Origin of the sequence: Acinetobacter sp. V104_13, assembly GCF_031798995.1 — a bacterium.
Taxonomy (GTDB): Bacteria; Pseudomonadota; Gammaproteobacteria; order Pseudomonadales; family Moraxellaceae; genus Acinetobacter; species Acinetobacter pittii.
Map to the genome: position 1 here is coordinate 83145 of NZ_JAVQNP010000025.1, position 22356 is coordinate 105500.

Sequence of the window (22356 nt, forward strand, 5' to 3'; positions counted from 1 at the left end):
TTTTGATTTTAATTATACTTTCCCACCTCGATATGGGACTATCCGATTATCAAAATGCTAAAAAAATGTGTTTTTTCATTGGTATATATCTTGCCTCTTAATTTATATGCTGCTCAAGTAGATGAATTGCGAGAGCAAGCTATTCACACTTACAAAACTGGGCAAACTCAACAAGCAATATTGCAATTAGAACAATTGCTAAATAAATACCCGCATGACCAAAAATTACTAGCTGATTATTTAGTTGTCATGTCAAGTGAAAAAAGAGATTTATTAACCTTTTCTCAGCATTTAGCAAATGTTAATTATGTGAATTTTCCAGAATATGGGCAGCTACCATTAATACGTAATTTTCGTGATTTTAAACACTTTAAAGATGCAATTGAGTGGTCGAATAAATTTAATATTCAAAAGACATCTGATGGGCAGATTTTATTAGCGGTTCTATATGCTGAGGCTAAAGATCCTGTAAATGCTAAGGTGCATTTATCAGGTATTAAGAGTAAAAATCTTACAGCTGATCAATTTGTTCAAATTGCTTATGCATATCGACTTATTAATTCACCTGTAGATGCTTTATCTGCAATCGAGCAAGCTTATCAACAACAACCAAAATCTTTTGCGGTTTTGCAAGAATATAGTTACGACTTGGCGGCTGTAGGCGCTTATAAAAAAGCTCAGCAGTTGCTGCTTGCCAGCGATAAAAATGCGCAAACAGAATCGTTACAACACTGGTTAAAAGTCAGCGAGTTTTCTCAACGTGTAAATAACGCAATTACTCGCTATAAATATTTGAATCGGGAAGGCATGTCGGACAGTGAAGGCTTTGCCGAGCTTGATGCTGTGTTGAAACAAGGTGAGCAAATACAGCCTTTGATTCAACCGTCAGACCCTAATTATTTAAGATTTCATTATGACTATTTATATGCGTTGGACTTTCGTGGGCGTAGCCGTACGGTATTAGATGAATTTACTAAATTAAATGTACCGTTAGAAAAGCTACCAGCTTATGTACGTCATGCGATTGCTGATAGTTATTTAGCTGAAAGACAACCGAAGCAGGCTGAACTCGCTTTTAAAACCTTACTTACCGAAAAAAACTACTCAGATATGACGGTATATACGGGGCTTTATTATTCTTACATTGAACAAGAAAAATATAAACAGGCTGATCAACTTTTGAATGATGTTGATAGGTTGATTCCTATGTATAAATATAGTCAAGCCAAGGGAGTAGATAAATCAAGCCATCCTGATCGTGATGATTATATTGCTTTACAAGGCATGCATTTAGCTTATGCAAATCATTTGGATCAATCAGAAAAGCATTTTCAAAAACAAGTAGATCTTGCACCTGCTAATGAAGGTTTAATTAACAACCTTGCTCGTGTTGAGCGCTGGAGAGATAAACCGTTACAGGCAAAGCAAACAATTGCTCGTTTAAATGGTTTAACACCCGTTGCTAAAGATACACGTATTAATCAAATGCAAAATGCTCAGGCTTTAGGAGATATTCCTGAATGGCGCAAAAGTACAGAAAGTCTTTTGCAATATTATCCTGAAGATAGCGGTGTAGTTAAAAGTCGAAAAGAGTTGGATGATCGTGATAGAGCAACCATCTCGCACTCTACAACTTGGGGCCAGAGTAAAGCAGAGAATAGCGATTCTGTGAGTGGGCAAAATGGTTTAAAAGACCGCGAAATGGAAACTCGTCTTAATAGCCCGTGGATTAAAGATAATTATCGTCTATTTGCTTGGCATCAAGATCGTTTCGGAGAATATCGTTTTGGTGATGTGCATGACCAACGTTATGGTGTTGGTGCTGAGTGGCAAGCAAACCGTAAGGCATTGTCGGCAATCTTGTCGCAAAGTACAGATGGTGGTCAAGCAGGTATCCGTCTGGATTGGTCGCAATGGTTAAACGATCACTGGCAATATCAATTGCAATATGACAGTCAAGCTAATATTCCATTGCAGGCAATTGACGCTGGTGAGGATGGACAGGCTTACCGTGCCGCTTTGACTTGGCAAAAAGATGAGTCGCGTCAAATTGGGGCGAGTTACGGTTTAACAGATATAAGCGATGGTAATAAACAACAAGAATTTTCAACTTTTTGGCGTGAGCGATTATTTGATGCGCCTCACCATATTACTTACGGAACCGTTCGTGGATTTTATGGCAGCAATAGCCAAGATCAGACTGCTTACTTTAGCCCAAGCAATCATTACAGTGCCGAGTTGAATTTAAGCCATGACTGGGTCACTTGGCGCGAGTACGAACGCTCATTTAAACAGCATTTTGAAGCTGGAGTTGGACTTTATAAACAAGCAGATTACTCAGCTCGACCAACATATTCTTTGCAATATCAACATCAATGGCAGCTCTCACGGACTTGGCAACTTAATTATGGAATTGGTTGGCAATACCATCCATATGATGGTCATGATGAACAACATACCTACGGTATTTTCGGATTTGAAGGGCGTTTTTAATGAATAACATGATGTCAAAAATGTTGAGCTGTGTGTTTGCCTCAACGTTATTACCCGTACAATTTGCCTATGCCCGCATTGAAACTGAACTACCAAAAAACCATACGGTTTCTTTAACTTTTCATGATGTGCGAGATGACGTACTCAAGGAAGGTGACCGCGATGTTTATGCGATTCAGACCAATAATCTGGCACAGTTTCTCGATTGGCTTAGCCAGTCGGACTGGAAACCGATTCGTCTAAAAGACATTGAAGAGGCACGTAAGCAAGGTAAAGAATTACCTCATAACTCTATTCTACTGACCTTTGATGATGGTGCTTTAAGTAGCTATAGCCGAGTATTTCCTTTGCTGAAGCAATATCAGATTCCAGCAGTTTTTGCGCTTCCAACCAGTTGGTTAAATGGTAATACAAAAGCGGGTTATGAAGCCTATGGTCAAGGTAATTTGGTGAACTGGGCTCAAGTTCGTGAAATGCAAGCATCTGGGTTAGCCGAGTTTGCAAGCCATAGCGATGATTTACATCATGGGGTATTAGCCAATCCTCAAGGTAATGAGCAACCGGCTGCGACTTCTTATGCCTATTTAAAATCGCAATCACGTTATGAAACCGATGCAGAATATCAACAACGCATTTTGCAGGATTTAAAAAAATCTTATGCGGTTTTAAAAAAAGAAGTAGGGGTTAATCCTAAAGCAATTATTTGGCCATATGGCGCCGTGAATGAACAGTTAGAGAAGCTAGCACAACAGGCGGGTTTCCAGTTTTCATTCAGTTTGGGACGTGATGGAATGAATCGCGTAAGTGACTCAACTTTTAAACGTAGCTTAGTCATTGATAACCCAACAGCTGAACAACTGACAGAGGGCATGTTAAATATTCTGAACTTCGAAGAGTCAGATTTATTTAAGCAACCACGTCATTTTGTGAGTATGGATTTAAAGCAGTTAGCAGCGCAGCACAATACTCAAACTGATGAAAAACTTGGGCAGTTATTATCAAAACTGTATAGCTTAAAAAACAACGCTTTAATCTTAAAGCCTTTAGAAGACAAAGATGGAGATGGGCAATATGATGTCGCTTATTTCCCTACAAATAAAATATCTGTTCAACAAGATATTTTAAACCGTAGTTTATGGCAGGCTCAAACTCGTGCTGGTCAATCTGTAATATTAGAGTTGCCTGCTTATCCGCAAAAAGATAAACCATTTCTAACTGTAGATTTGGCTAAAGATATTGCGCGTTTTAACACTAATTTAAGTGGTGTTCAGCTTAATGCAGGATCATCTTTAAATTGCGCAATGCAAAAAATAACTGTGCAAGAAAGCAGTTGCATTGAACAATCAAAACAGCTCGAACAACTGAGTGAACTGACTAAAAAAGCGGTCAAACCTTATTTAAATATGAGTAATCAGGCACAGTTTAGTTTATTGCTTACACCTGATTTAGATCATATCGAAAATCTACCTGAGCTTATCAAAACGCTTTTATTACAACATGATTTAGTCAATTTGAAGTTCGATGGGATTGGTAAGAAAAAGCAATTTAATGAATTGTTAATGCTTTTAAATACACTTGATGAAAATGATAAGCAAAGAATAATGCTGACTTTAGTATTACCAGAAAACTCGCAAAAAACTGCTTGGGAAGAGGTTCAGCAAGGACTCTTTTCGATTCAGCGAGTAGGAATCCAGAAATTCGGTATTGACGGCTATGATTTTGAAAAATCAAAAGATGTTTATCAATATTTATATAATCCACTTAGTCTGAATGCTAGCCCTGTGATGTATCAACCTTTTGCTGGATTGGTAGAGGGGAAAAAGTAATGAGAGTATTACTCGATATTCTGTTTGCTTTTGCCTTTTTATATCCCTTACTGATGGCTTGGACATGGATGGTAGGGGGGCTTTGGTTTTTCTTTAAAAGAGAATACCGCGAACAAGCGCTTCCTGAACCTACAGGTGAAGGATGCAGTATCATCATTCCGTGTTTTAACGAAGAAGCGCAAGTACGCCAAACAATTCGTTATGCGTTACAAACCAAATATCCTAATTTTGAAGTCATTGCTGTTAATGATGGAAGTAGTGATAGGACTGCCGAAATTCTAGATGAATTGTCAGCGCAAGATTCACGACTTCGGGTTGTACACTTAGCAGAAAATCAGGGTAAGGCTGTAGCTTTAAGATCGGGAGTACTGGTTAGTAAATACGAATATCTTGTTTGTATCGATGGAGATGCGTTGTTGCATCCGCATGCGGTACTTTGGTTAATGCAACCATTTATTAACTTCCCGCGAATTGGTGCTGTAACTGGTAATCCACGAATCTTAAACCGATCTAGTATTTTAGGAAAATTACAAGTTGGTGAGTTTTCTTCGATTATTGGTTTGATCAAACGTGCACAACGTACATATGGTCGTATTTTTACCGTATCTGGTGTGATTGCAGCATTTCGTAAAACTGCACTCGTTCGAGTCGGGTTTTGGTCTGACGATAAAATTACCGAAGATATTGATATTTCATGGAAGTTACAACTCGACCATTGGGATATTCAGTATATTCCACAAGCGCTTTGTTATATCTATATGCCTGAGACATTTAAAGGTCTATGGAAACAGCGTCTTCGCTGGGCGCAAGGTGGAGTAGAGGTTCTTATAGAATATATTCCACAAATGTTCAAACTGCGTGTTCGCAGAATGTGGCCGGTCATGATTGAGGCGCTAGTCAGTATTATCTGGTCTTATGTGATGATCATGATCTTCACGTTATTTTTTGTGGGATTGTTTATTGAGTTGCCTCAGCAATGGCAGATCAAAACGCTTATGCCACAGTGGTACGGTGTAATACTAGGCGGAACATGTTTGATCCAGTTTTTAGTGAGTTTGTGGATTGATCATCGTTATGACCGAGGGCGTTTTTTTAGAAATTACTTTTGGGTGATTTGGTACCCGTTATTTTTCTGGCTACTGACTTTGTTCACGAGTGTCGTTGCGGTACCAAAAACTTTATTTAACACAAAAAAACGTGCCCGTTGGGTAAGTCCAGATCGAGGCTTCCGTGGAGATAACCCATGAAACTTGAGGAAAATAAGGATATAGAGACTTTAGATATCCCTGAATATATTGATCAGCCGGAATATGTCAAAAATAAAACAGCAAACTATACATTACAAACCATTGGCTGGATTTGTTTAATGTGGTTGCTTTTCCCGTTGGTTTCACTATTTTTATGGGTTTTTGAAGGTCACTTAATTTATGATTACGTCTGGGTAGACCACTTATCAGAAGTTAAGACCTTATTACATTTAGCATTAATGATCGGAATTAGCGCGCTTATTTTAATTTTATGGGCAAGTTATAACTGGATTAGGTTTAGTGGTGAGGACCGACGTGCTAAGGCACCTAATAGTTCTGTAGAATTATTAGCGGCCCAATTTTCAGTTACTTCCGACATGCTAAATGATTTGCAAGAAAAACAGCGCATCATTTTGCATTACGATGATCATGGTAATTTGCAAAAATATGAGTAAATAAAAAAGCATGGCCTAAAACCATGCTTTTTTTTACTTTTATGGCATTGCTCTGATAATAATATCAACGGGTTGTTCTATACCATCCATGCTGTGAATAGATCTATTGGTAATTTTAACAATTGGCCATGTTTGCAATTTACAGTTAGGTTTTTGAAGTGCTGCATAATAACTGTCGGACTTAAAAAATACTTTTTTGGTGGTTGCAGTATTGGGAGTCAAAAGACGCTTAAGCCATGGTTCGTTTACTTGAGTTTCTAGAAACCGCAATGCCAGAATGCTCTTAACACGATTGTTAAATAACCTGCGGTTTTTGATAATAAGTGGGTGAGTAATTAACTTATGTGTACCCATCTGACTATGGGGCAAAATAAAATGAGGGGTGATTTGGAAGACAGTCACAAATTTTGCTTGCTGGCAGATTTTTTCAAGATGAGTCACGCTATCTTGATTTGTACCAATAATCGCGACAGATGAATGTGAAAAGTCAAACTCTTTAATTGATGTTGAGGAAATCACTTGACCAGTAAAATCTTCGAAATCTTGAGAGATATTCTGAAAAATCACTGATTTTGAAGTGTTATTTTTAATATTAATACTCATTTTCCAAAAGTCCTTTTGGTTTTTAAATCATGATGTTTTTATCGTTTTAATATAAATAACCAAGCAGGCAGTTGGGGTAAAGTCTTTTCAGATAGATGGTCATCCCATACTCAAAATCAATTCAAGTATGGGAGCTTAAAGTAGAGTTTAATGTTCTGTTTTTACATTCATGAGTTGTGTAAAGCTTTCTAAACGTTTAGCTGTATCGTATACATCACATGTAAAAATAAATTCATCAACATTATACGTCGCTAATAACTTTTGTAAGCCAGAGCGAACTGTATCTACAGAACCAATTTGCGCCATTGCATAGAAGTTTTCGACAGAAAGTTGTTCTGCTGTATTCCATAATCCCTGCATTGATTCAACTGGTGGTTTCAGCTTCAAGCTTTCACCACGGATTAAACCTAATACACGTTGGTAAGCACTAGTTGCTAAAAATTGTGCTTCCTCATCTGTATCTGCAACGACAACAGGCACACCCATTGAAACATACGGCTTATCTAGATACTCAGAAGGTTCAAAGTTCTCTCGATAGAGTTGAATCGCTTGACCTAACATACGTGGTGCAAAATGTGATGCAAATGAGTAGGGAAGTCCAAGTTTTGCGGCGAGTTGTGCACTAAATAGGCTAGATCCAAGTAACCAAACAGGAACATGGGTGCTTTGCCCTGGTGTTGCAATAATTTTTTGTCCTGCTTGAGGTACATCGAAATATTTTAAGATTTCGACAACATCTCGAGGAAACTGATCTTCTGTTTCTTGATGGCCACGACGTAAAGCTCGCATGGTGAGTTGATCTGTACCGGGAGCACGGCCTAAACCAAGTTCAATACGATTTGGATATAAAGTAGCAAGCGTCCCGAACTGTTCTGCGACAACTAAAGGGGCATGGTTAGGAAGCATAATTCCGCCTGAACCTAAGCGAATATGCTGTGTATGTGCTGCAATAAAACCGAGTAAGACAGCGGTAGCTGAACTTGCGATTCCATCCATGTTGTGATGTTCTGCAAGCCAGAAACGTTCATAACCTAGTTTTTCTGCATGTTGTGCCAATTCTAATGCGTGACGTAATGAGAATTCGATGGTTTTATCATTACGAATAGGAGCAAGTTCCAAAATAGAGAACTTGGTATCTTGAAGTGATCGCATGCGATATTCTCGAATAAGGATATATCGAAATAATACGATATATAGGGTGTGATGTATATCGTTTTTTTTCGATATTAATTTTTAGCTATAAATAAAAAAGCACCCGAAGGTGCTCTTTTGATTTATCTGTGAATTAGCGGTTTTTATACCAACCACGGTGTAAGCCATTGTCATGGCGACGGCTACCACCTTTATAATAACGACGGTCACCATCGTAATATCTGCGGTCATCACGATCGTAACGATCACGGTCATAACGGTCATCGTAGTTACGATCTTCAGCAACTTTACGACCTAATGCAGAACCACCAGCTGCACCTACTGCTGCACCGATGTATCCACCGTTGGTACCGCCCATATTTTTGCCGACTGTATAACCAGCACCACCACCTAAAGCACCACCAATTGCAGCTTCTGTACGATTACGACGATCACTTGCTGCAGCTGCACCACCAGCCCCACCTAAAGCAGCACCGATTGTTGCACCTGAGGTACCACCAATACTTTTACCAATTGCAGTACCCACTACACTACCTAAAGCAGAGGTTGCAGCAACACGTGTACCATTGTCAGCATGTGCAACTGTTACCATAGAAGATGTTGCAATTAATGCACTAGCCAACCAAATATTCATTTTCATCGTAGAACTCCATGTCCTTTTTACTGGAAGGACAGTTATCTTTATCTTGGGGTAAATGTAATAAAAAATTTCGTGATAATTATGGAGAACCCCAAGGGTGATACAAGTGTTTTGTGTCTGTTTGTAGTGTTTGTATTAATTTGTGGATAAATCATGAGCATACGAAATATGAGTGTATAACTTCATCACAATAAAAAGCACCCGCAGGTGCTTAAAATTGTTTCATCAGCTTAATTAGTGATGACGACGGTGTTTTTTCTTCCAGTGCTTAGAAGATCTGTCTGCATCACGGTCTTTAGAGATTTTATTACCCAAAGCAGAACCACCCGCAGCACCTAAAGCAGCACCTACATAACCACCATTTGTACCACCCATGCTTTTACCAACCGTATAACCAGCACCACCACCTAAAGCACCGCCAATCGCAGATTCAGTACGGTTACGACGATCGCTTGCAACAGCTGCACCACCAGCACCACCTAAAGCAGCACCAATTGTTGCGCCAGATGTACCGCCCATGCTTTTACCAATTGCAGTACCTGCTACGCTACCTAAAGCAGAAGCGGCTGCTACATGTGTTGTATTGTCAGCATGTGCCACAGTAACCATTGAAGTTGCTAGAACAGCGCTACATAACCAAGCATTTAATTTCATTTTTGACTCCGTGTCCCTAGTTGCAGGACCCTATATCTTTTGTTACGGCAAATGTAACAAAACACTTCTCCCCAAATATGGAGAACCATCTTTCGATTATTGCAGTTTAGTGTCTGGTTTGTATGTTTTCTATTAAAATAGAATATTTAATACTCATATAGATAAATTTAGCTTTATTTAGTTTTGACGGGGTTACTCACGATCAGAACATAGAAAATTTATTAAAGCTCTTGTCGCAGACGGCATATGTTTATGTTGTGCGTACAGTAAAGAAAAGGGCCGTGTGTGACCTGCATAACCCTCAAGTACGGGCTGTAATTTTCCTTGCTGGATCTTTTCATTAACAATAAAGCTATAACTCTGACATATTCCTAATCCACTTTCGGCAAGAGAAACTACTCCCAAAATATCTTCTTTTACTAAAATCCGATTTGATGGTATCCATTGAATTTCATTATCACCATTTTTAAAAAACCATGGAGTGACCTTACCTGTGCTCGGTAATTCAAAGGCAATACATTGGTGATGGTTTAAGTCTTCCAAGGTTTGAGGAACACCCATACGTTTTAAATATTCGGGTGAAGCAACAAGTTGAAGAGGGGCAAGCTCCAAAGGTCTGGCAATGAGAGTGCTACTAGGAAGCTGACCTTGACGAATAGCTAAATCAAATCCTTCCGCAATTAAATCGACGTTTCGATTAGAAATACTGACTTCAATTTGAATATCTGGATATTGCAAAAGAAATTTTTGTAGTAATTCTGGAAGGCGATAGTGTCCGTAGGTGGTGGGTACACTTAATTTAATTTTGCCGGAAATTTGCAGTTGCTTACCTTGAATAGCACGCTCTGCATGGTCAATTAACTGAAATGCATATTGCATCTTTTCATAATAAAGTTGACCAGCTTCAGTCAGGCTCAAATGACGAGTTGTTCTTCTAAAAAACTGAATGCCAAGTTTTTTCTCTAGCCGCGTAATTGTTCTACTAATGACTGAAGGAGTTGTTGCTAAATAAATTGCAGCTGCACTAATAGAAAGCTTCTCAGCGACAATTAAAAACACTTCAATATCGGCAAGATGGTCAAATTGACGTGACATTTAGTCCTCAAACGCAAAAAAGATTTTCAAAGGTGGTTGTTTATCTACCTGATTGGCAAAAATAGAATATATCCATCCAAAATATAAATCCAGTAAATGGTTGGAATGAAGGTCGAATGATGAAATCTCTAAATAAAATAATGCTTGCAGTAGTTACTGCTTCAGCAGCATTCAGTGCAAATGCTGCTCATGTGTTAGTTGTGTTGTCTGATGAAGCCCAATTAGAGCTGAAAAAAGGCCATATTTTTAAAACTGGTTTTTATTTAAATGAATTGATGCAACCTACAAAAATGCTTTTAGATGCAGGCCATACAGTAACTTTCGCTACACCAAAAGGGAAAGCTCCAACCTTAGATGAATCATCGAATAATGCGATGTATTTTAACCAAGATGAAAAAGCATTAAAGCAATATGCAGATTTATTGCATGATCTAAAATTAACATCTGCTCCAGATTCTCCAGTTGTGAGCCTATCTCGTATTGAACAAATTGGTGTGGGTCGGTTTGATGCTATTTATATTCCAGGTGGGCATGCACCTATGCAAGATCTATTAAAAGATAAACAACTTGGAAAAGTACTTACAGCTTTCCATAAAGCTGGTAAACCTACTGCGTTGGTCTGTCATGGTCCTATTGCATTGATGTCTACTTTACCTAATGCCTCGGAAGCAGTTGGTCAACTCGAACAAGGCAAGCCAGTAAAAACTGGCGAATGGATTTATAAAAATTATCGAATGACGGTGATTAGTAATCAGGAAGAAGAGCAGGCTAAAGCTTTATTAAAAGGTGGAGAAATGAAGTTTTATCCACAAACGGCTTTACAGTCACTTGGCGCTAAGTATCAAAGTAATACCACTGCGTGGTCCCCAAACGTGATAGTGGACCGTGAACTTATAACAGGACAAAATCCGGCGTCAGCTGTTTTGGTGGGCAAAACCTTATTAGAAAAATTAAAATAAGTAGGCTGGGCAAAGAGGTTTTTAAACAAAGCCTCTATTGCCATATAGAGGGAAAAGATGACTTATTATTTTCTACAGAACAGCCAAATTATAGGCAAGTAAATAAATCTTATACGAAATCATTATATTTATACGCCTCTAGTTATTGGGAAAGTTGATGAATTGGCTGATTATATATGTCATTTAAGCAGCATAATCTGTAAACTATGCGCTATTTTTACGATTTTGCTTATCTTCTATACTTACATAGCCTTCGATAAGCTTTTTGGACTTTTGAGATATTTCCTCTTATGAAAGCGTCACTCCGTTTACGACTTGATCAACTCTGTGATCGACATGAAGAACTTACTGCATTGCTTGCAGATGCTGAAGTGATCTCCGATAACAAACGTTTCCGTAAATTGTCTCGTGAACATAGTGATTTATCTGAAATTACCGAAGTTTGGGGCAAATACCGTCAAGCAGAAGAAGATATTGAAACTGCTGAAATGATGAAGTCGGACCCAGACTTTAAAGATATGGCAGAAGAAGAAATTCAAGCCAATAAAACATTGCTTGAAGAATTAGAAAGCCAGCTCAATATTTTGATGATTCCAAAAGATCCAAATGACTCTAATGCTGCGTATTTAGAAATTCGTGCTGGAACAGGTGGTGATGAAGCTGCGATTTTCTCTGGTGATTTGTTCCGTATGTATAGCAAATATGCCGAGACACAAGGCTGGCGTATTGAAGTCCTTTCGGAAAATGAAGGCGAGCATGGTGGTTTTAAAGAAGTCATTTGCCGTGTAGATGGTGATGGTGTGTATGGTCGCTTAAAGTTTGAAAGTGGTGCTCACCGTGTACAACGTGTGCCAGCAACTGAATCACAAGGTCGTGTGCATACATCAGCGTGTACAGTTGCGATCTTGCCTGAAATTGATGTTGATACCAACGTTGAAATTAATCCGGCAGATTTACGTATCGATACTTACCGTGCGTCAGGTGCGGGTGGTCAGCATATTAACAAAACCGATTCAGCCGTGCGTATTACTCACATTCCAACCGGTACAGTCGTTGAGTGCCAAGAAGAACGTTCACAGCATAAAAACAAAGCTAAGGCGATGGCATTGTTAGTATCGCGTTTAGAAAATGCTAAACGTGCAGCAGCCGATGCAGCAACTTCTGAAATGCGCCGTGATTTGGTCGGTTCTGGTGACCGTTCTGAACGTATCCGTACGTATAACTACCCACAAGGGCGTATGACAGACCATCGTATTAACCTAACTTTATATAAGTTAGACGCGATTATGGAAGGTGATTTAACTGAATTGCTCGATAGCTTACATCGTGAATATCAGGCAGATCAGCTTGCGATGCTTGCACAGGAAAATGGCGGCTAATGAATATTGCTCAAGCGCTTGCAATTCGTGGTGAGCCTGACAGTTATGAACGTCAAGAAAATGCTTGGTTACTTGAGCATTTTCTAAAAATCAATTCGCTTGAATTAAAGTTTAGACTTGAGCAAGAGTTAACTGCCCAACAAGAGCAAGATTACTTGACTGGTCTAGAACGTATCCAAAATGGTGAGCCTTTAGCTTATGTGACGGGTTCACAGCCATTTTGGACACTCGATTTAAAAGTAACGTCTGATACTTTAGTGCCACGACCTGATACTGAAATTCTAGTTGAAACCGTTTTAAATCTAAATTTGCCAAATACTGCAAATATTGTTGATTTGGGAACGGGAACAGGTGCAATTGCGCTTGCATTAGCAAGTGAACGTCCAGATTGGCAAGTCACGGCAACTGATATTTATGTGCCTACTTTAGAAGTCGCAAGAGAAAATGCACAAGTTCATAATTTGCAACGTGTGAAATTTGCCTGCGGCGCTTGGTTTGATGCACTTGAACCACAAAAGTTTGATTTAATTGTTTCTAATCCGCCGTATATCGACCCTGACGATGAACACATGCAAGCTTTGGCTACAGAACCGCGCCGTGCATTGGTTGCAGATCATCAGGGACTGGCTGATATTGAAATTATTATTGCTCAAGGCAAAAACTGGTTAAAACCGCAAGGCTGGATTGCACTAGAGCATGGTTATGATCAGGGACAAGCTGTTCGAGATATTTTCACAGAGCATGGTTTTAGCCAAATTAAAACTATTCAAGACTATGGCCAAAATGATCGAGTCACTTTGGCATGCTGGATTTAAAGTTATTTTTGTAGCGTATCACGCCAACGTAAAAACCAGTTTTCGATAAGTTTCATTAAGGTATCGGTTATTTTACCCAATAGCGCCAATAAAATAATTGCAATGATAACAATATCAGGTCGAGACGTTTCTCGGCCATCACTGAGTAAATAGCCAATCCCTTGTGTGGCCGCAATCAGTTCAGCTGCAATCATAAACATCCAAGACAAACTTAAGCTGTTGCGTAAACCCGTTAAAATGCCCGGAGAGGCTGCCGGTAAAATAATAGATATAATCCGCTGAAAAGCATTAAGCCGATAAACTTTTCCAACTTCAATGAGCTTTTTATCTACATTATGAATTGCTGCAACTGTATTGGTATAGGTTGGAAAGAATGCTCCGATTGCAATCAATGTAATTTTAGAACCTTCGTCAATTCCTAACCAAAGCAATAACAGGGGAATCCAAGCAAGACTTGGAATTGATTTAATTGCTGAAAAAGTTGGTTCTAAATAAGCTTCTGCTTCTTTACTTAATCCAACCCAAATCGCAAAAATTAAACCTAAACCGCTTCCTATAATAAAGCCCAACAGAACACGCCATGTACTAATATAAATATGGGCAAACAGGTCGCTATGAGCTAAATCTAAAAAAGATTGCCATAAACTAGAAGGTGCGGGGAGTAGATAAGCATCGATATAGCCATTTCTGACTAAAAACTCGCAAGCCGTTAAAAAGATAAGTGGAATGAGTAGCGCTTTAAACCACAGTGTAAATTTATGGTTTAGATGCTTTTTCTCAGATTTTAAAGCCTGCTGAGCTAAGAAGTGATTTAGCTCAGCTTTGTTAAGTGAATCACTCATATACTATTTCACGACTTTTTGAGCAAAACGTGGGTCTAGCAACTGATCAACCACTTGATTGACGTTAGTACCTTTTCTAACCAAATCTTCTTCAGTCAAAATTTTCCCAGAACGTTTTAGCGCTTGTGCTTGAGTTGCTGATGGAATGCTTTGATCGAAGTTGGTTCGGCTCAGTTGTAGTTTAGCCACAGGTAGAGGAAGTTTTGATTCTTGAGCTAAAAGTGCTGCCACTTTATCTGGATTGGCTTTTGCCCATTTTCGGGCTTGTTCGTAGGCTTTAATAACGGCTTCTACCGCTTCAGGGCTTTGCTTTGCAAAATCTTCTTTAACGCTCAGTACGCTATAGCTATTAAATCCAACATTACGATAAAGCAATTTTGCACCCGATTGAATTTGAGCTGAAGCCATTAATGGATCAAGTCCAGCCCAAGCATCTACTTGGCCACGCTCTAATGCAGTCTTGCCGTCTGGGTGTTGTAGATGAACCAGTTGTACATCACGTTTACTCAAACCGACTGTATCTAGTGCTTGTAGTGTAAATAAGAAAGGATCGGTTCCTTTGGTAGCTGCAATTTTTTTACCTTTTAAATCTTTTAGGCTTTTAATTGGTGAATTTTTTGCGACAACAAGCGCGGTCCATTCCGGTTGGCTTTGTACATAAACCGTTTTAATTGGACTACCATTCGCTCGACTTAATACAGCAGCTAATCCAGCGGTAGAAGCAAAATCGATGCTGTTACTGTTGAGATATTCTAATGAGCGGTTACTACCTTGACTAAAAACCCATTTAATTTGGGTATTTGGCAGTGCTTTTTCGAGAAGTTTTTGATCTTTAACGACTAAACTGGTTGGTGCATAGTAAGCATAATCAAGTTTAAGTGTAGTCGGAATTGCTGCAAAAGCAGATGAAGCAAATACAAACCCCAATGTTGATGCCAACAAAGTCTTTGGTAGAGAAAATTTTGATTTTAAAGACATAATAAAAATAAAACCGAAATGAAATAGGAGATCATCCTTTCACGTGTTTAGAGGCTTATGAACTTAGTTATTTTGATTTATAAATCAGTTTGAAAGATAAAAGTTTGAATAAAATGATAAATCACTGTTTTTATGACCATTATCAAATTTTAAATAATGCATTTATCTGAAATATTGAATTTAAAATACATAAATATCATAAGCTTAATCTCTAACGCCTTAAGCTTCATTCGATGTATATGTTATTGCTTGTGTCCAGTTAAATTATCTCGATATGCACCTGGGCTGACACCTGTCCATTTTTTAAAAGCACGGTGAAATGCACTTGGGTCATGGAAGCTTAAATCTTCACTAATATCTTGAATTGAGTCATTCGTTTTGCTTAAGCGTTGAACAGCAATATCACAGCGGATTTCATTTTTAATTTGTTGATAGCTTACACCTTCATGTTTCAGTCTACGTTGAACGGTGGCTTCTGAAATATTGAGTTGGTGAGCTACATCTTTAAGTTCGGGCCATTGTGCAGGGTGGAGTTTCAATAAATGGCGACGAATAAGTACACTCAGGGCATTTTCATTTTTAAAACGAACTAAAAGATTTTGCGGAGTTTGCTCTAAAAAATCATAAAGCGCTTTTTTATCTTTTTTAATTTTAATATCTAAATAGTGGGCATCGAACTCAACTCGATTTATCTCAGCATTAAATTGAATATCTTCACCAAAACGAACTAAATAGTCCTGAATATCGTTCGGTTTAGCACAACGTACCATAATAGTATTTAAACCAATTCGTTGGTCTACCAACCAGCACATAAGTCCGTGTACTAATATTAAAAAGGTTGCGTAGGTAAACATACGTTTAGGTTGTTCATGATCATGAATCACTAAATAAGCTTTTTCTTGTTCTCGAATGAGTTCTCCATGCATATCATCTAAAACAAAGTTAAAAAACTTCAAAATATCGTAGAGTGCTTTTTGTAAAGTTTCAGCCGTACTGACGAGTTTAGTCAGTAATTTATAGCTTCCACGACGCATGGGGTGGCTATCCATCCCAAAAAATTCATCGTTCATGGCATTTGCAAGCTCTATCCACAATTGGGCATACGTCGTAACAGGCACACGTGCCTTTGGAGACATAAGTAATTCAACGGGGATGCCTGCTTTATTTAGAATTATTTGTGTATTTAGGCCTTTGGCATAAGCCGCACTCAGTGCTTCATGTACTAGTGCAATCGAAATTGTGCCTTTACTTAAAGAAGATTGGACAACCATGTCAAAGACTCATATTTTCTTCATATATTTCAAGTGAAATACTGCATATTTAAAATTTGGATTGATCAAAAGCTGCAAACATTTTGAGGCTTTTTGAAATTGTATCGGAAAACAACAACTTTTACTCTCACTACTAAGTTTAAAGAACATTTCTATAGGACATTACATAATGAAAATTCAAGGGAAACATTTCGTAATTACAGGTGGTGGCTCTGGTTTGGGTGCTGCAACAGCTGAGTATTTAGTCCAACAAGGTGCTTCAGTTACCTTGGTAGACATGAATGTAGAAGCAGGTGAGCAACAAGCAAAACAGTTGGGGCCAAAAGCTGACTTTGTAAAACTTGATGTGGCCGATGAAGCTGCTGCTGAACAGTTCTTTAAGGATGTTTTGACAAAACATGGTCATTTGCATGGTTTGGTGAACTGTGCGGGTATTGGCCCTTCTGCGAAAGTAGTTGGTCGTGAAGGTGTACATGATTTGGCATTATTTTCAAAGACTTTAAATATTAATGTTACAGGTACATTTAACATGCTGCGTTTTGCAGCAGATGCAATGAGTAAAAACATGGTTGAAGAAGGTGAAGAAGACCGTGGAGTGATTGTAAACACTGCGTCTGTAGCAGCATTTGATGGTCAAATTGGTCAGGCAGCTTATTCGGCATCAAAAGGCGCTATTGTTGCGATGACATTGCCGATTGCTCGTGAGCTTGCGCGACATGCTATTCGTATTATGACCATTGCACCAGGAATTATGGAAACACCAATGCTTAAGGGTATGCCACAAAATGTTCAAGATGCTTTAGGACAAATGGTGCCATATCCATCTCGTTTAGGAAAACCCGAAGAATTTGCTCGTTTAGTTGGGCATATTGCTGAAAACTCATATTTAAATGGTGAAGTCATCCGTCTAGATGGTGCAATTCGTATGGCAGCAAAATAATAAAAATAAGGATGCTGAAATGATTTTAAATGCTGAACAAAGTATGGTTCAGGAGATGATGCGTAACTACTCGCAGAATCAGTTAAAACCAACAGCCGCACATCGCGATAAAACCCATGAGTTTCCTGCTCAGGAATTAAAAGATTTAGGGGCACTAGGTGCTATGGGCATGACCGTTCCAAATGAATGGGGCGGTGCGGGAATGGACTATGTATCTTTGGTGCTTGCAATTGAAGAAATTGCCGCAGGTGATGGTGCTATTTCGACTATCGTCAGTGTTCAAAATTCATTGATTTGCGGTATTACACTGGCATACGGTTCAGAGCAGCAAAAACAAACCTATTTGCCAAAATTTGCATCTGGTGAATGGCTAGGATGTTTTTGTTTAACTGAGCCTCATGTCGGTTCCGATGCGAGCGCAATTCTATGTAAAGCCGAGCGAGATGGCGACCATTGGGTACTCAATGGCGTAAAGCAATTTATTACCAGTGGCAAAAATGCCCAAGTGGCTTTGGTATTTGCGGTTACAGATAAACAGGCTGGCAAAAAAGGCATTTCGTGCTTTCTTGTACCGACCAATACACAAGGTTATTTAGTGACTCGTATTGAAGACAAAATGGGTCAACATGCTTCGGACACCGCAACCATTACTTTTGAGGACTGCCGGATTCCTTTAGAAAATTTGGTGGGTCAAGAAGGTGAAGGTTATAAAATTGCACTTTCTAATTTAGCAGCTGGACGTATTGGGATTGCTGCTCAATCTGTTGGAATGGCAAGAGCTGCTTTTGATGCTGCTGTCCAATACGCAAATGAACGTAAGGCCTTCGGTGTAGAGCTGGTTCAGCATCAGGCGGTTGGTTTTCGCTTAGCCGATATGGCAACCCAGATTGAAGCTGCACATCAGTTGGTTTTACATGCTGCAACTTTAAAGGATGCGGGATTACCTTGTTTAAAAGAAGCCTCAATGGCAAAGCTGTTTGCATCTACTATGGCTGAACGGGTTTGTTCAGATGCGATCCAGATTCATGGTGGTTATGGCTACGTCAGTGATTTCCCAGTTGAGAGAATTTATCGTGATGTTCGTGTAAGCCAGATTTATGAAGGTGCTTCTGATATTCAACGTTTGGTGATTGCTCGTGAAGTTGCTCAAGTTTAAATATGAGATTTTAAAAAATAGTCACTGACTGCAAAAGACCGCAATTGTTATGCGGTCTTTTGCCATTGAGCAGAAACTTTCTAGTTTGAATTCGATTCAATACACTTCAAAAATTTAAATAAAACTCGCTTTTTGTTGATTAAAGCTGAGCTTTGACTTCTTCACCAATTAAATAAAACGTTCCTCCAGCAATATAATGTAGGCTTCGAAGTTCTTTCGGTGCATCTTGAAAATGCCAGTGCCCATCTCTAAAAACGCGACTATCTGCCCATGCACCCACAACAGAACCAATAAATAAATCATGAACTGACTGATTATGGGGTTCTGGAATAAGTTTACATACAAGCCATGCAATGCAACCTGATACAAGTGGGCTAGGAAGACCTTCTTGATAAAATAGTTCAACACCACAATGCTCAAGTTTTTGTGGATCATCCAACTTACTAATGGTTCCAAGTTGATGAGTCAGATCGAGCTGTGCATAGCAGGGAACTTGTAGTGTGAAATAGCCACTTTGCTCAACGAGCTGTCGGGTTTTAGTACTTTTATCAAGAACCACGGACACTTTGGCTGGTTTGAACTCTAAGGCACATGCCCAAGCAGCAGCCATTACATTGCAGTCGTCTCCATGTTGTGCGGAAACAAGCACAGTTGGGCCATGATTTAATAAACGATAAGCTTTTTCTAACTCTACAGGTGCAATATATGATTGCGTCATATTTAGCCTAAGTAATAAAGAAAATGGATATTTCTATTGTTGCAGAAAGCTTGATAGATGCAATGTTGGTAAATAAGCTTTATTAGAATAAAAAAGTTGTTTCTATTTTATAGCTTTCATAATAACGAACTTAGTCATAAAATCACTTGGCTTCTAAGTGAAAGGATTAACGCGTGACCGAGCTTCAAGATATCGATTTTGTAGAGTTAAGTGATGAAGAAATGCATCTCTATAGCCGTCAGATTTTACTTGATGGATGGGATATTGAAGCTCAGGAAAAACTCAAACTTGCTAATGTACTGATTGTCGGTGCTGGCGGAATAGGATGTAGCAGTGCAGAGCTACTAGTGCGAGCAGGGGTTGGGAAAATTACACTGATTGATGCAGATACCATTGAGATAAGTAATTTACAACGACAAATCGCATTTGGTCATGAAGATGTTGGTCGCTATAAAGCAGAAATTTTGGCTAAACGTTTACAGAAAATTAACCCTTATATCTGTGTTGAATACTATAACGAACGTTTAGATGAACATAACATTGATAGACTTGTTGAACACCAAGATGTGGTTTTAGATGGTTGTGATAATTTTACAACTCGCTATCTGGTAAACGCAGCTTGTAAGAAACATCAAGTCGCATTAATTAGCGCTTCAGCAATTGGTTTTCAGGCGCAAATGTTTATGGTTGAAGGAGATTCAGCTTGTTATGAATGTCTTTTTCCAAAAGAACAGCATAGCAATGAAGGGCTGCGCTGTGCAGAATCAGGGGTACTTGCAACTACACCTGTAATGATAGCGTCATTACAAGCGCATCACACTTTGCTGTATTTAGGTTTAAATCGTGTACCTTTAAAGCAGAAACTATTATTGTGGGATGGTTTAAATATGACACAACGTATTGTTAGTTTTGATAAAGATGTAAATTGCCCACTTTGTCAGGCAAGCTAATCAGTAAATGAAACAAAATTTGCTACACTCAACCTGAATGATTCGGTTTTGAAGAAATATGAAAAAAAATATTTTGTTTGATGGGTTACGTTCCGTCGCCCGCATTGGTGAAACAGCAGTGGTTGCGGCCAAAGCTGGAATTAAATACGCAACAGAAAAACCAAGTAATGCCAAACTCATGCGAGAGACTTTTGAGTCACTTGGTTCAACTTATATTAAGCTTGGTCAGTTTATTGCGAGTACGCCATCGCTTTTCCCACGTGAATATGTAGAAGAATTTCAAGGTTGTTTAGACCAGACACCAACACTCCCATTTAGTTATATTCAAGGTGTGCTTGCATCTGAGTTTGAAGGACGCGATTTAAGCCAGATTTTTAGCTATATCGATGAAAAGCCATTAGCTTCTGCGTCAATTGCTCAGGTTCATGCAGCTAAGCTGACCACAGGTGAAGATGTTGTTATTAAAGTACAAAAGCCTGGCGTTGAAACCATTTTATATACAGACTTAAGTGTGGTGCATTGGGCTGCCAAGCTGCTTGAACGTGCAGTACCAAAAATCAAATTTGCTGCTCTTTCCGAAATTGTTGATGAAATTAAAAGCCGTATGGTTCGTGAAGTCGATTTCATTGAAGAAGCACAAAACTTAGATGACTTTATTGAATATTTAAATATTTCTCAAAACAAAGCTGCGACTGCACCTAAAGTTTATCATCAGTTTTCTACACGCCGTGTTTTGACTATGCAGCGTTTATACGGTGTGTCTTTGACTGACTTTAGTGTTGTAAAACAATATGCTAAAGATCCATCACAAGTACTGATTACTGCCATGAATACATGGTTTGGTAGTCTCATGCTATGTAAAAGTTTCCATGCCGACTTACATGCTGGGAACCTAATGTTGCTTGAAGATGGGCGTATTGGTTTTATTGATTTTGGTATCGTCGGTCAGTTAAAACCTGAAGTTTGGACAGCATGTATTGCATTTATGGATGCCTTACAAAAAACTGATTATCAGGCAATGGCTGAAAATATGCTGAAAATGGGTATGACCCATAACAAAATTGACGTTCATGTGTTGGCTCAAGATCTAGAGCGTTTGTTTAATGGCGTATTAATGGCCGATCCGCAACAGATATTGTCTTCAAACCCAGCTGATTTAAACGACATCATGATGGATATGGTAGGTGTAGGTGAGCGTCACGGGATTAAATTCCCACGTGATTTTGCTTTATTATTTAAGCAAATGCTTTATTTCGATCGTTTTATGCGCGTACTCGCACCATATACTGATATTTATGCAGACCAGCGTTTGAAAATGGTTCAAAATATGGAACCTGCTTCGTTGTTAAAGCACTAAGGTCAGTTTAAATTTATGGATGCCATTATTATTGAAGGCTTGAAAGTTGAGACAGTGATTGGCTGTTTCAACTGGGAAAGACAAATCATTCAACCTTTAATGTTGGATTTAACCATCCATAATGATTTGAGCCGAGCAGCAGAGTCTGACAAGCTTGAGGACACACTCAACTATGCCCAGATTTGTGAGTTATCGGCTCAAACCATTCAACAAGCTAAACCTGAATTAATCGAGCATGCAGCACATTTGGTTTTACAATGTTTGTTTGAAACCTTTCCATCAATTGAAAAAATTACCATAACCATCCGTAAGCCAGCCATCATTGCAGAAGCAAATGCTGTAGGAATTCGTCTTGAACGCACCAGAAACAATTTTTGCGCTCGCCCTAGCGAGTAATTTAGACGCAGATCAGCACTTTACTTTTGCTTATACGCAATTGGCAACTTTGGGGAAAGTGCAGTTTTCATCTGTTTATCAAATTCCATGCCGAGATGGTATTGGAGATGATTATTGGAATTCGGCATGTCTATTAAAAAGCACTTTATCGTGTGACCAAATTGAATCTTTTTTAAAGAAACTTGAGTCAGATTCGGGGCGTGTTCGTCCGTCGCATCATATTTCTTTAGATGTAGATTTGATTGCATGGGGAAGTGATCTGGACCATATGCAATTTAATTCTAAAAAGCTACCTTTGGCACTCGATGTAAAAATTCCTTTATATGAACTTTGGCATTGTGAAACCTTAAAGGCTGATAGCATGATTTATCCAGTCGTTAATTTTAAAGCTTAATGCCCTTCAAACTAAATTTTACGCAAAATTTACGTG

General features: G+C 38.8%; 22 protein-coding genes. 13 read left to right on the forward strand and 9 right to left on the reverse strand.

The features are described from left to right. The first annotated feature begins 54 nt into the window (after positions 1–54). From pgaA to pgaD, 4 genes are read left to right on the forward strand one after another with little or no spacing between them, the layout of a single operon-like run. The gene (pgaA, locus tag RMB06_RS09960; protein WP_311079307.1) at positions 55–2493 is read left to right on the forward strand and encodes a poly-beta-1,6 N-acetyl-D-glucosamine export porin PgaA; all 2439 of its coding nucleotides are present in this window, start codon (positions 55–57) and stop codon (positions 2491–2493) included. Next, positions 2493–4319 (forward strand): poly-beta-1,6-N-acetyl-D-glucosamine N-deacetylase PgaB, encoded by a 1827-nt coding sequence (gene pgaB / locus RMB06_RS09965; RefSeq protein WP_311079308.1) that lies wholly within the window; start codon positions 2493–2495, stop codon positions 4317–4319. Before pgaA ends, pgaB begins: the two co-directional genes overlap by 1 nt. After that, positions 4319–5566, forward strand: coding sequence for a poly-beta-1,6-N-acetyl-D-glucosamine synthase (gene pgaC, locus RMB06_RS09970; RefSeq protein WP_046811962.1), 1248 nt, complete (start codon positions 4319–4321; stop codon positions 5564–5566). The genes pgaB and pgaC overlap by 1 nt, the downstream gene beginning before the upstream one ends. After that, complete coding sequence (gene pgaD, locus RMB06_RS09975) at positions 5563–6021, forward strand: poly-beta-1,6-N-acetyl-D-glucosamine biosynthesis protein PgaD (RefSeq protein ID WP_005073598.1); 459 nt, start codon at positions 5563–5565, stop codon at positions 6019–6021. The genes pgaC and pgaD overlap by 4 nt, the downstream gene beginning before the upstream one ends. 39 nt (positions 6022–6060) lie before the next feature. On the opposite strand, the gene RMB06_RS09980 is transcribed toward pgaD, so the two are convergent. The 5 genes from RMB06_RS09980 to RMB06_RS10000 all read right to left on the reverse strand — a co-directional run bounded on the left by RMB06_RS09980 (position 6061) and on the right by RMB06_RS10000 (position 10165). Further along, a complete protein-coding gene (locus RMB06_RS09980) occupies positions 6061–6624 on the reverse strand; it encodes a hypothetical protein (RefSeq protein ID WP_002119689.1) in 564 nt (187 codons plus the stop codon). Positions 6625–6771: 147 nt separating this feature from the next. Next, a complete protein-coding gene (locus tag RMB06_RS09985) occupies positions 6772–7776 on the reverse strand; it encodes an LLM class flavin-dependent oxidoreductase (RefSeq protein WP_086394989.1) in 1005 nt (334 codons plus the stop codon). A gap of 133 nt (positions 7777–7909) precedes the next feature. Further along, positions 7910–8416 (reverse strand): hypothetical protein, encoded by a 507-nt coding sequence (locus RMB06_RS09990; RefSeq protein WP_002119687.1) that lies wholly within the window; start codon positions 8414–8416, stop codon positions 7910–7912. Positions 8417–8650: 234 nt separating this feature from the next. Continuing rightward, positions 8651–9070 carry a glycine zipper domain-containing protein gene (locus RMB06_RS09995; RefSeq protein WP_005068514.1) on the reverse strand — a complete coding sequence of 140 codons (420 nt, stop codon included), beginning with the start codon at positions 9068–9070 and terminating at the stop codon, positions 8651–8653. Positions 9071–9262: 192 nt separating this feature from the next. Next, positions 9263–10165 carry a LysR family transcriptional regulator gene (locus tag RMB06_RS10000; protein ID WP_130118858.1) on the reverse strand — a complete coding sequence of 301 codons (903 nt, stop codon included), beginning with the start codon at positions 10163–10165 and terminating at the stop codon, positions 9263–9265. 119 nt (positions 10166–10284) lie between these two features. Here RMB06_RS10000 and RMB06_RS10005 point away from each other — a divergent pair, with 119 nt between their 5' ends. From RMB06_RS10005 to prmC, 3 genes are all read left to right on the forward strand, one after another. Continuing rightward, complete coding sequence (locus RMB06_RS10005; RefSeq protein WP_311079533.1) at positions 10285–11124, forward strand: type 1 glutamine amidotransferase domain-containing protein; 840 nt, start codon at positions 10285–10287, stop codon at positions 11122–11124. Between the two features lie 290 nt (positions 11125–11414). Next, a complete protein-coding gene (prfA, locus tag RMB06_RS10010) occupies positions 11415–12503 on the forward strand; it encodes a peptide chain release factor 1 (protein ID WP_002119588.1) in 1089 nt (362 codons plus the stop codon). Continuing rightward, on the forward strand, positions 12503–13318 hold the full coding sequence (prmC, locus tag RMB06_RS10015) for a peptide chain release factor N(5)-glutamine methyltransferase (RefSeq protein ID WP_078225097.1): 816 nt from the start codon (positions 12503–12505) through the stop codon (positions 13316–13318). Before prfA ends, prmC begins: the two co-directional genes overlap by 1 nt. A 2-nt stretch (positions 13319–13320) precedes the next feature. Here the strand turns inward: prmC and RMB06_RS10020 are convergent, their stop codons facing one another. From RMB06_RS10020 to RMB06_RS10030, 3 genes are all read right to left on the reverse strand, one after another. Beyond that, a complete protein-coding gene (locus RMB06_RS10020; RefSeq protein ID WP_262739729.1) occupies positions 13321–14160 on the reverse strand; it encodes an ABC transporter permease in 840 nt (279 codons plus the stop codon). Positions 14161–14163: 3 nt separating this feature from the next. Continuing rightward, a complete protein-coding gene (locus tag RMB06_RS10025; RefSeq protein ID WP_068563427.1) occupies positions 14164–15138 on the reverse strand; it encodes an aliphatic sulfonate ABC transporter substrate-binding protein in 975 nt (324 codons plus the stop codon). 242 nt (positions 15139–15380) lie between these two features. After that, on the reverse strand, positions 15381–16409 hold the full coding sequence (locus RMB06_RS10030; RefSeq protein WP_311079315.1) for an AraC family transcriptional regulator: 1029 nt from the start codon (positions 16407–16409) through the stop codon (positions 15381–15383). Between the two features lie 169 nt (positions 16410–16578). On the opposite strand from RMB06_RS10030, the gene RMB06_RS10035 reads away from it, so the two are divergent. Continuing rightward, positions 16579–17349: a 3-hydroxyacyl-CoA dehydrogenase gene (locus tag RMB06_RS10035; protein ID WP_311079317.1), complete on the forward strand. Its 771-nt coding sequence runs from the start codon at positions 16579–16581 to the stop codon at positions 17347–17349. A 19-nt stretch (positions 17350–17368) separates the two neighbouring features. Next, on the forward strand, positions 17369–18505 hold the full coding sequence (locus RMB06_RS10040) for an acyl-CoA dehydrogenase family protein (protein WP_311079535.1): 1137 nt from the start codon (positions 17369–17371) through the stop codon (positions 18503–18505). A 139-nt stretch (positions 18506–18644) separates the two neighbouring features. Here the strand turns inward: RMB06_RS10040 and RMB06_RS10045 are convergent, their stop codons facing one another. Further along, positions 18645–19223 carry a flavin reductase family protein gene (locus RMB06_RS10045; RefSeq protein WP_311079318.1) on the reverse strand — a complete coding sequence of 193 codons (579 nt, stop codon included), beginning with the start codon at positions 19221–19223 and terminating at the stop codon, positions 18645–18647. Positions 19224–19396: 173 nt separating this feature from the next. Here RMB06_RS10045 and RMB06_RS10050 point away from each other — a divergent pair, with 173 nt between their 5' ends. The 4 genes from RMB06_RS10050 to RMB06_RS10065 are packed head-to-tail and all read left to right on the forward strand — an operon-like array spanning position 19397 to position 22320. Next, on the forward strand, positions 19397–20173 hold the full coding sequence (locus RMB06_RS10050; RefSeq protein ID WP_311079320.1) for a HesA/MoeB/ThiF family protein: 777 nt from the start codon (positions 19397–19399) through the stop codon (positions 20171–20173). Between the two features lie 58 nt (positions 20174–20231). After that, positions 20232–21530 carry an AarF/UbiB family protein gene (locus RMB06_RS10055; protein WP_311079322.1) on the forward strand — a complete coding sequence of 433 codons (1299 nt, stop codon included), beginning with the start codon at positions 20232–20234 and terminating at the stop codon, positions 21528–21530. A gap of 15 nt (positions 21531–21545) precedes the next feature. Beyond that, positions 21546–21926 (forward strand): dihydroneopterin aldolase, encoded by a 381-nt coding sequence (folB, locus tag RMB06_RS10060; protein WP_000338783.1) that lies wholly within the window; start codon positions 21546–21548, stop codon positions 21924–21926. Beyond that, a complete protein-coding gene (locus RMB06_RS10065; RefSeq protein ID WP_017480850.1) occupies positions 21883–22320 on the forward strand; it encodes a 2-amino-4-hydroxy-6-hydroxymethyldihydropteridine diphosphokinase in 438 nt (145 codons plus the stop codon). The genes folB and RMB06_RS10065 overlap by 44 nt, the downstream gene beginning before the upstream one ends. Positions 22321–22356 lie beyond the last annotated feature (36 nt).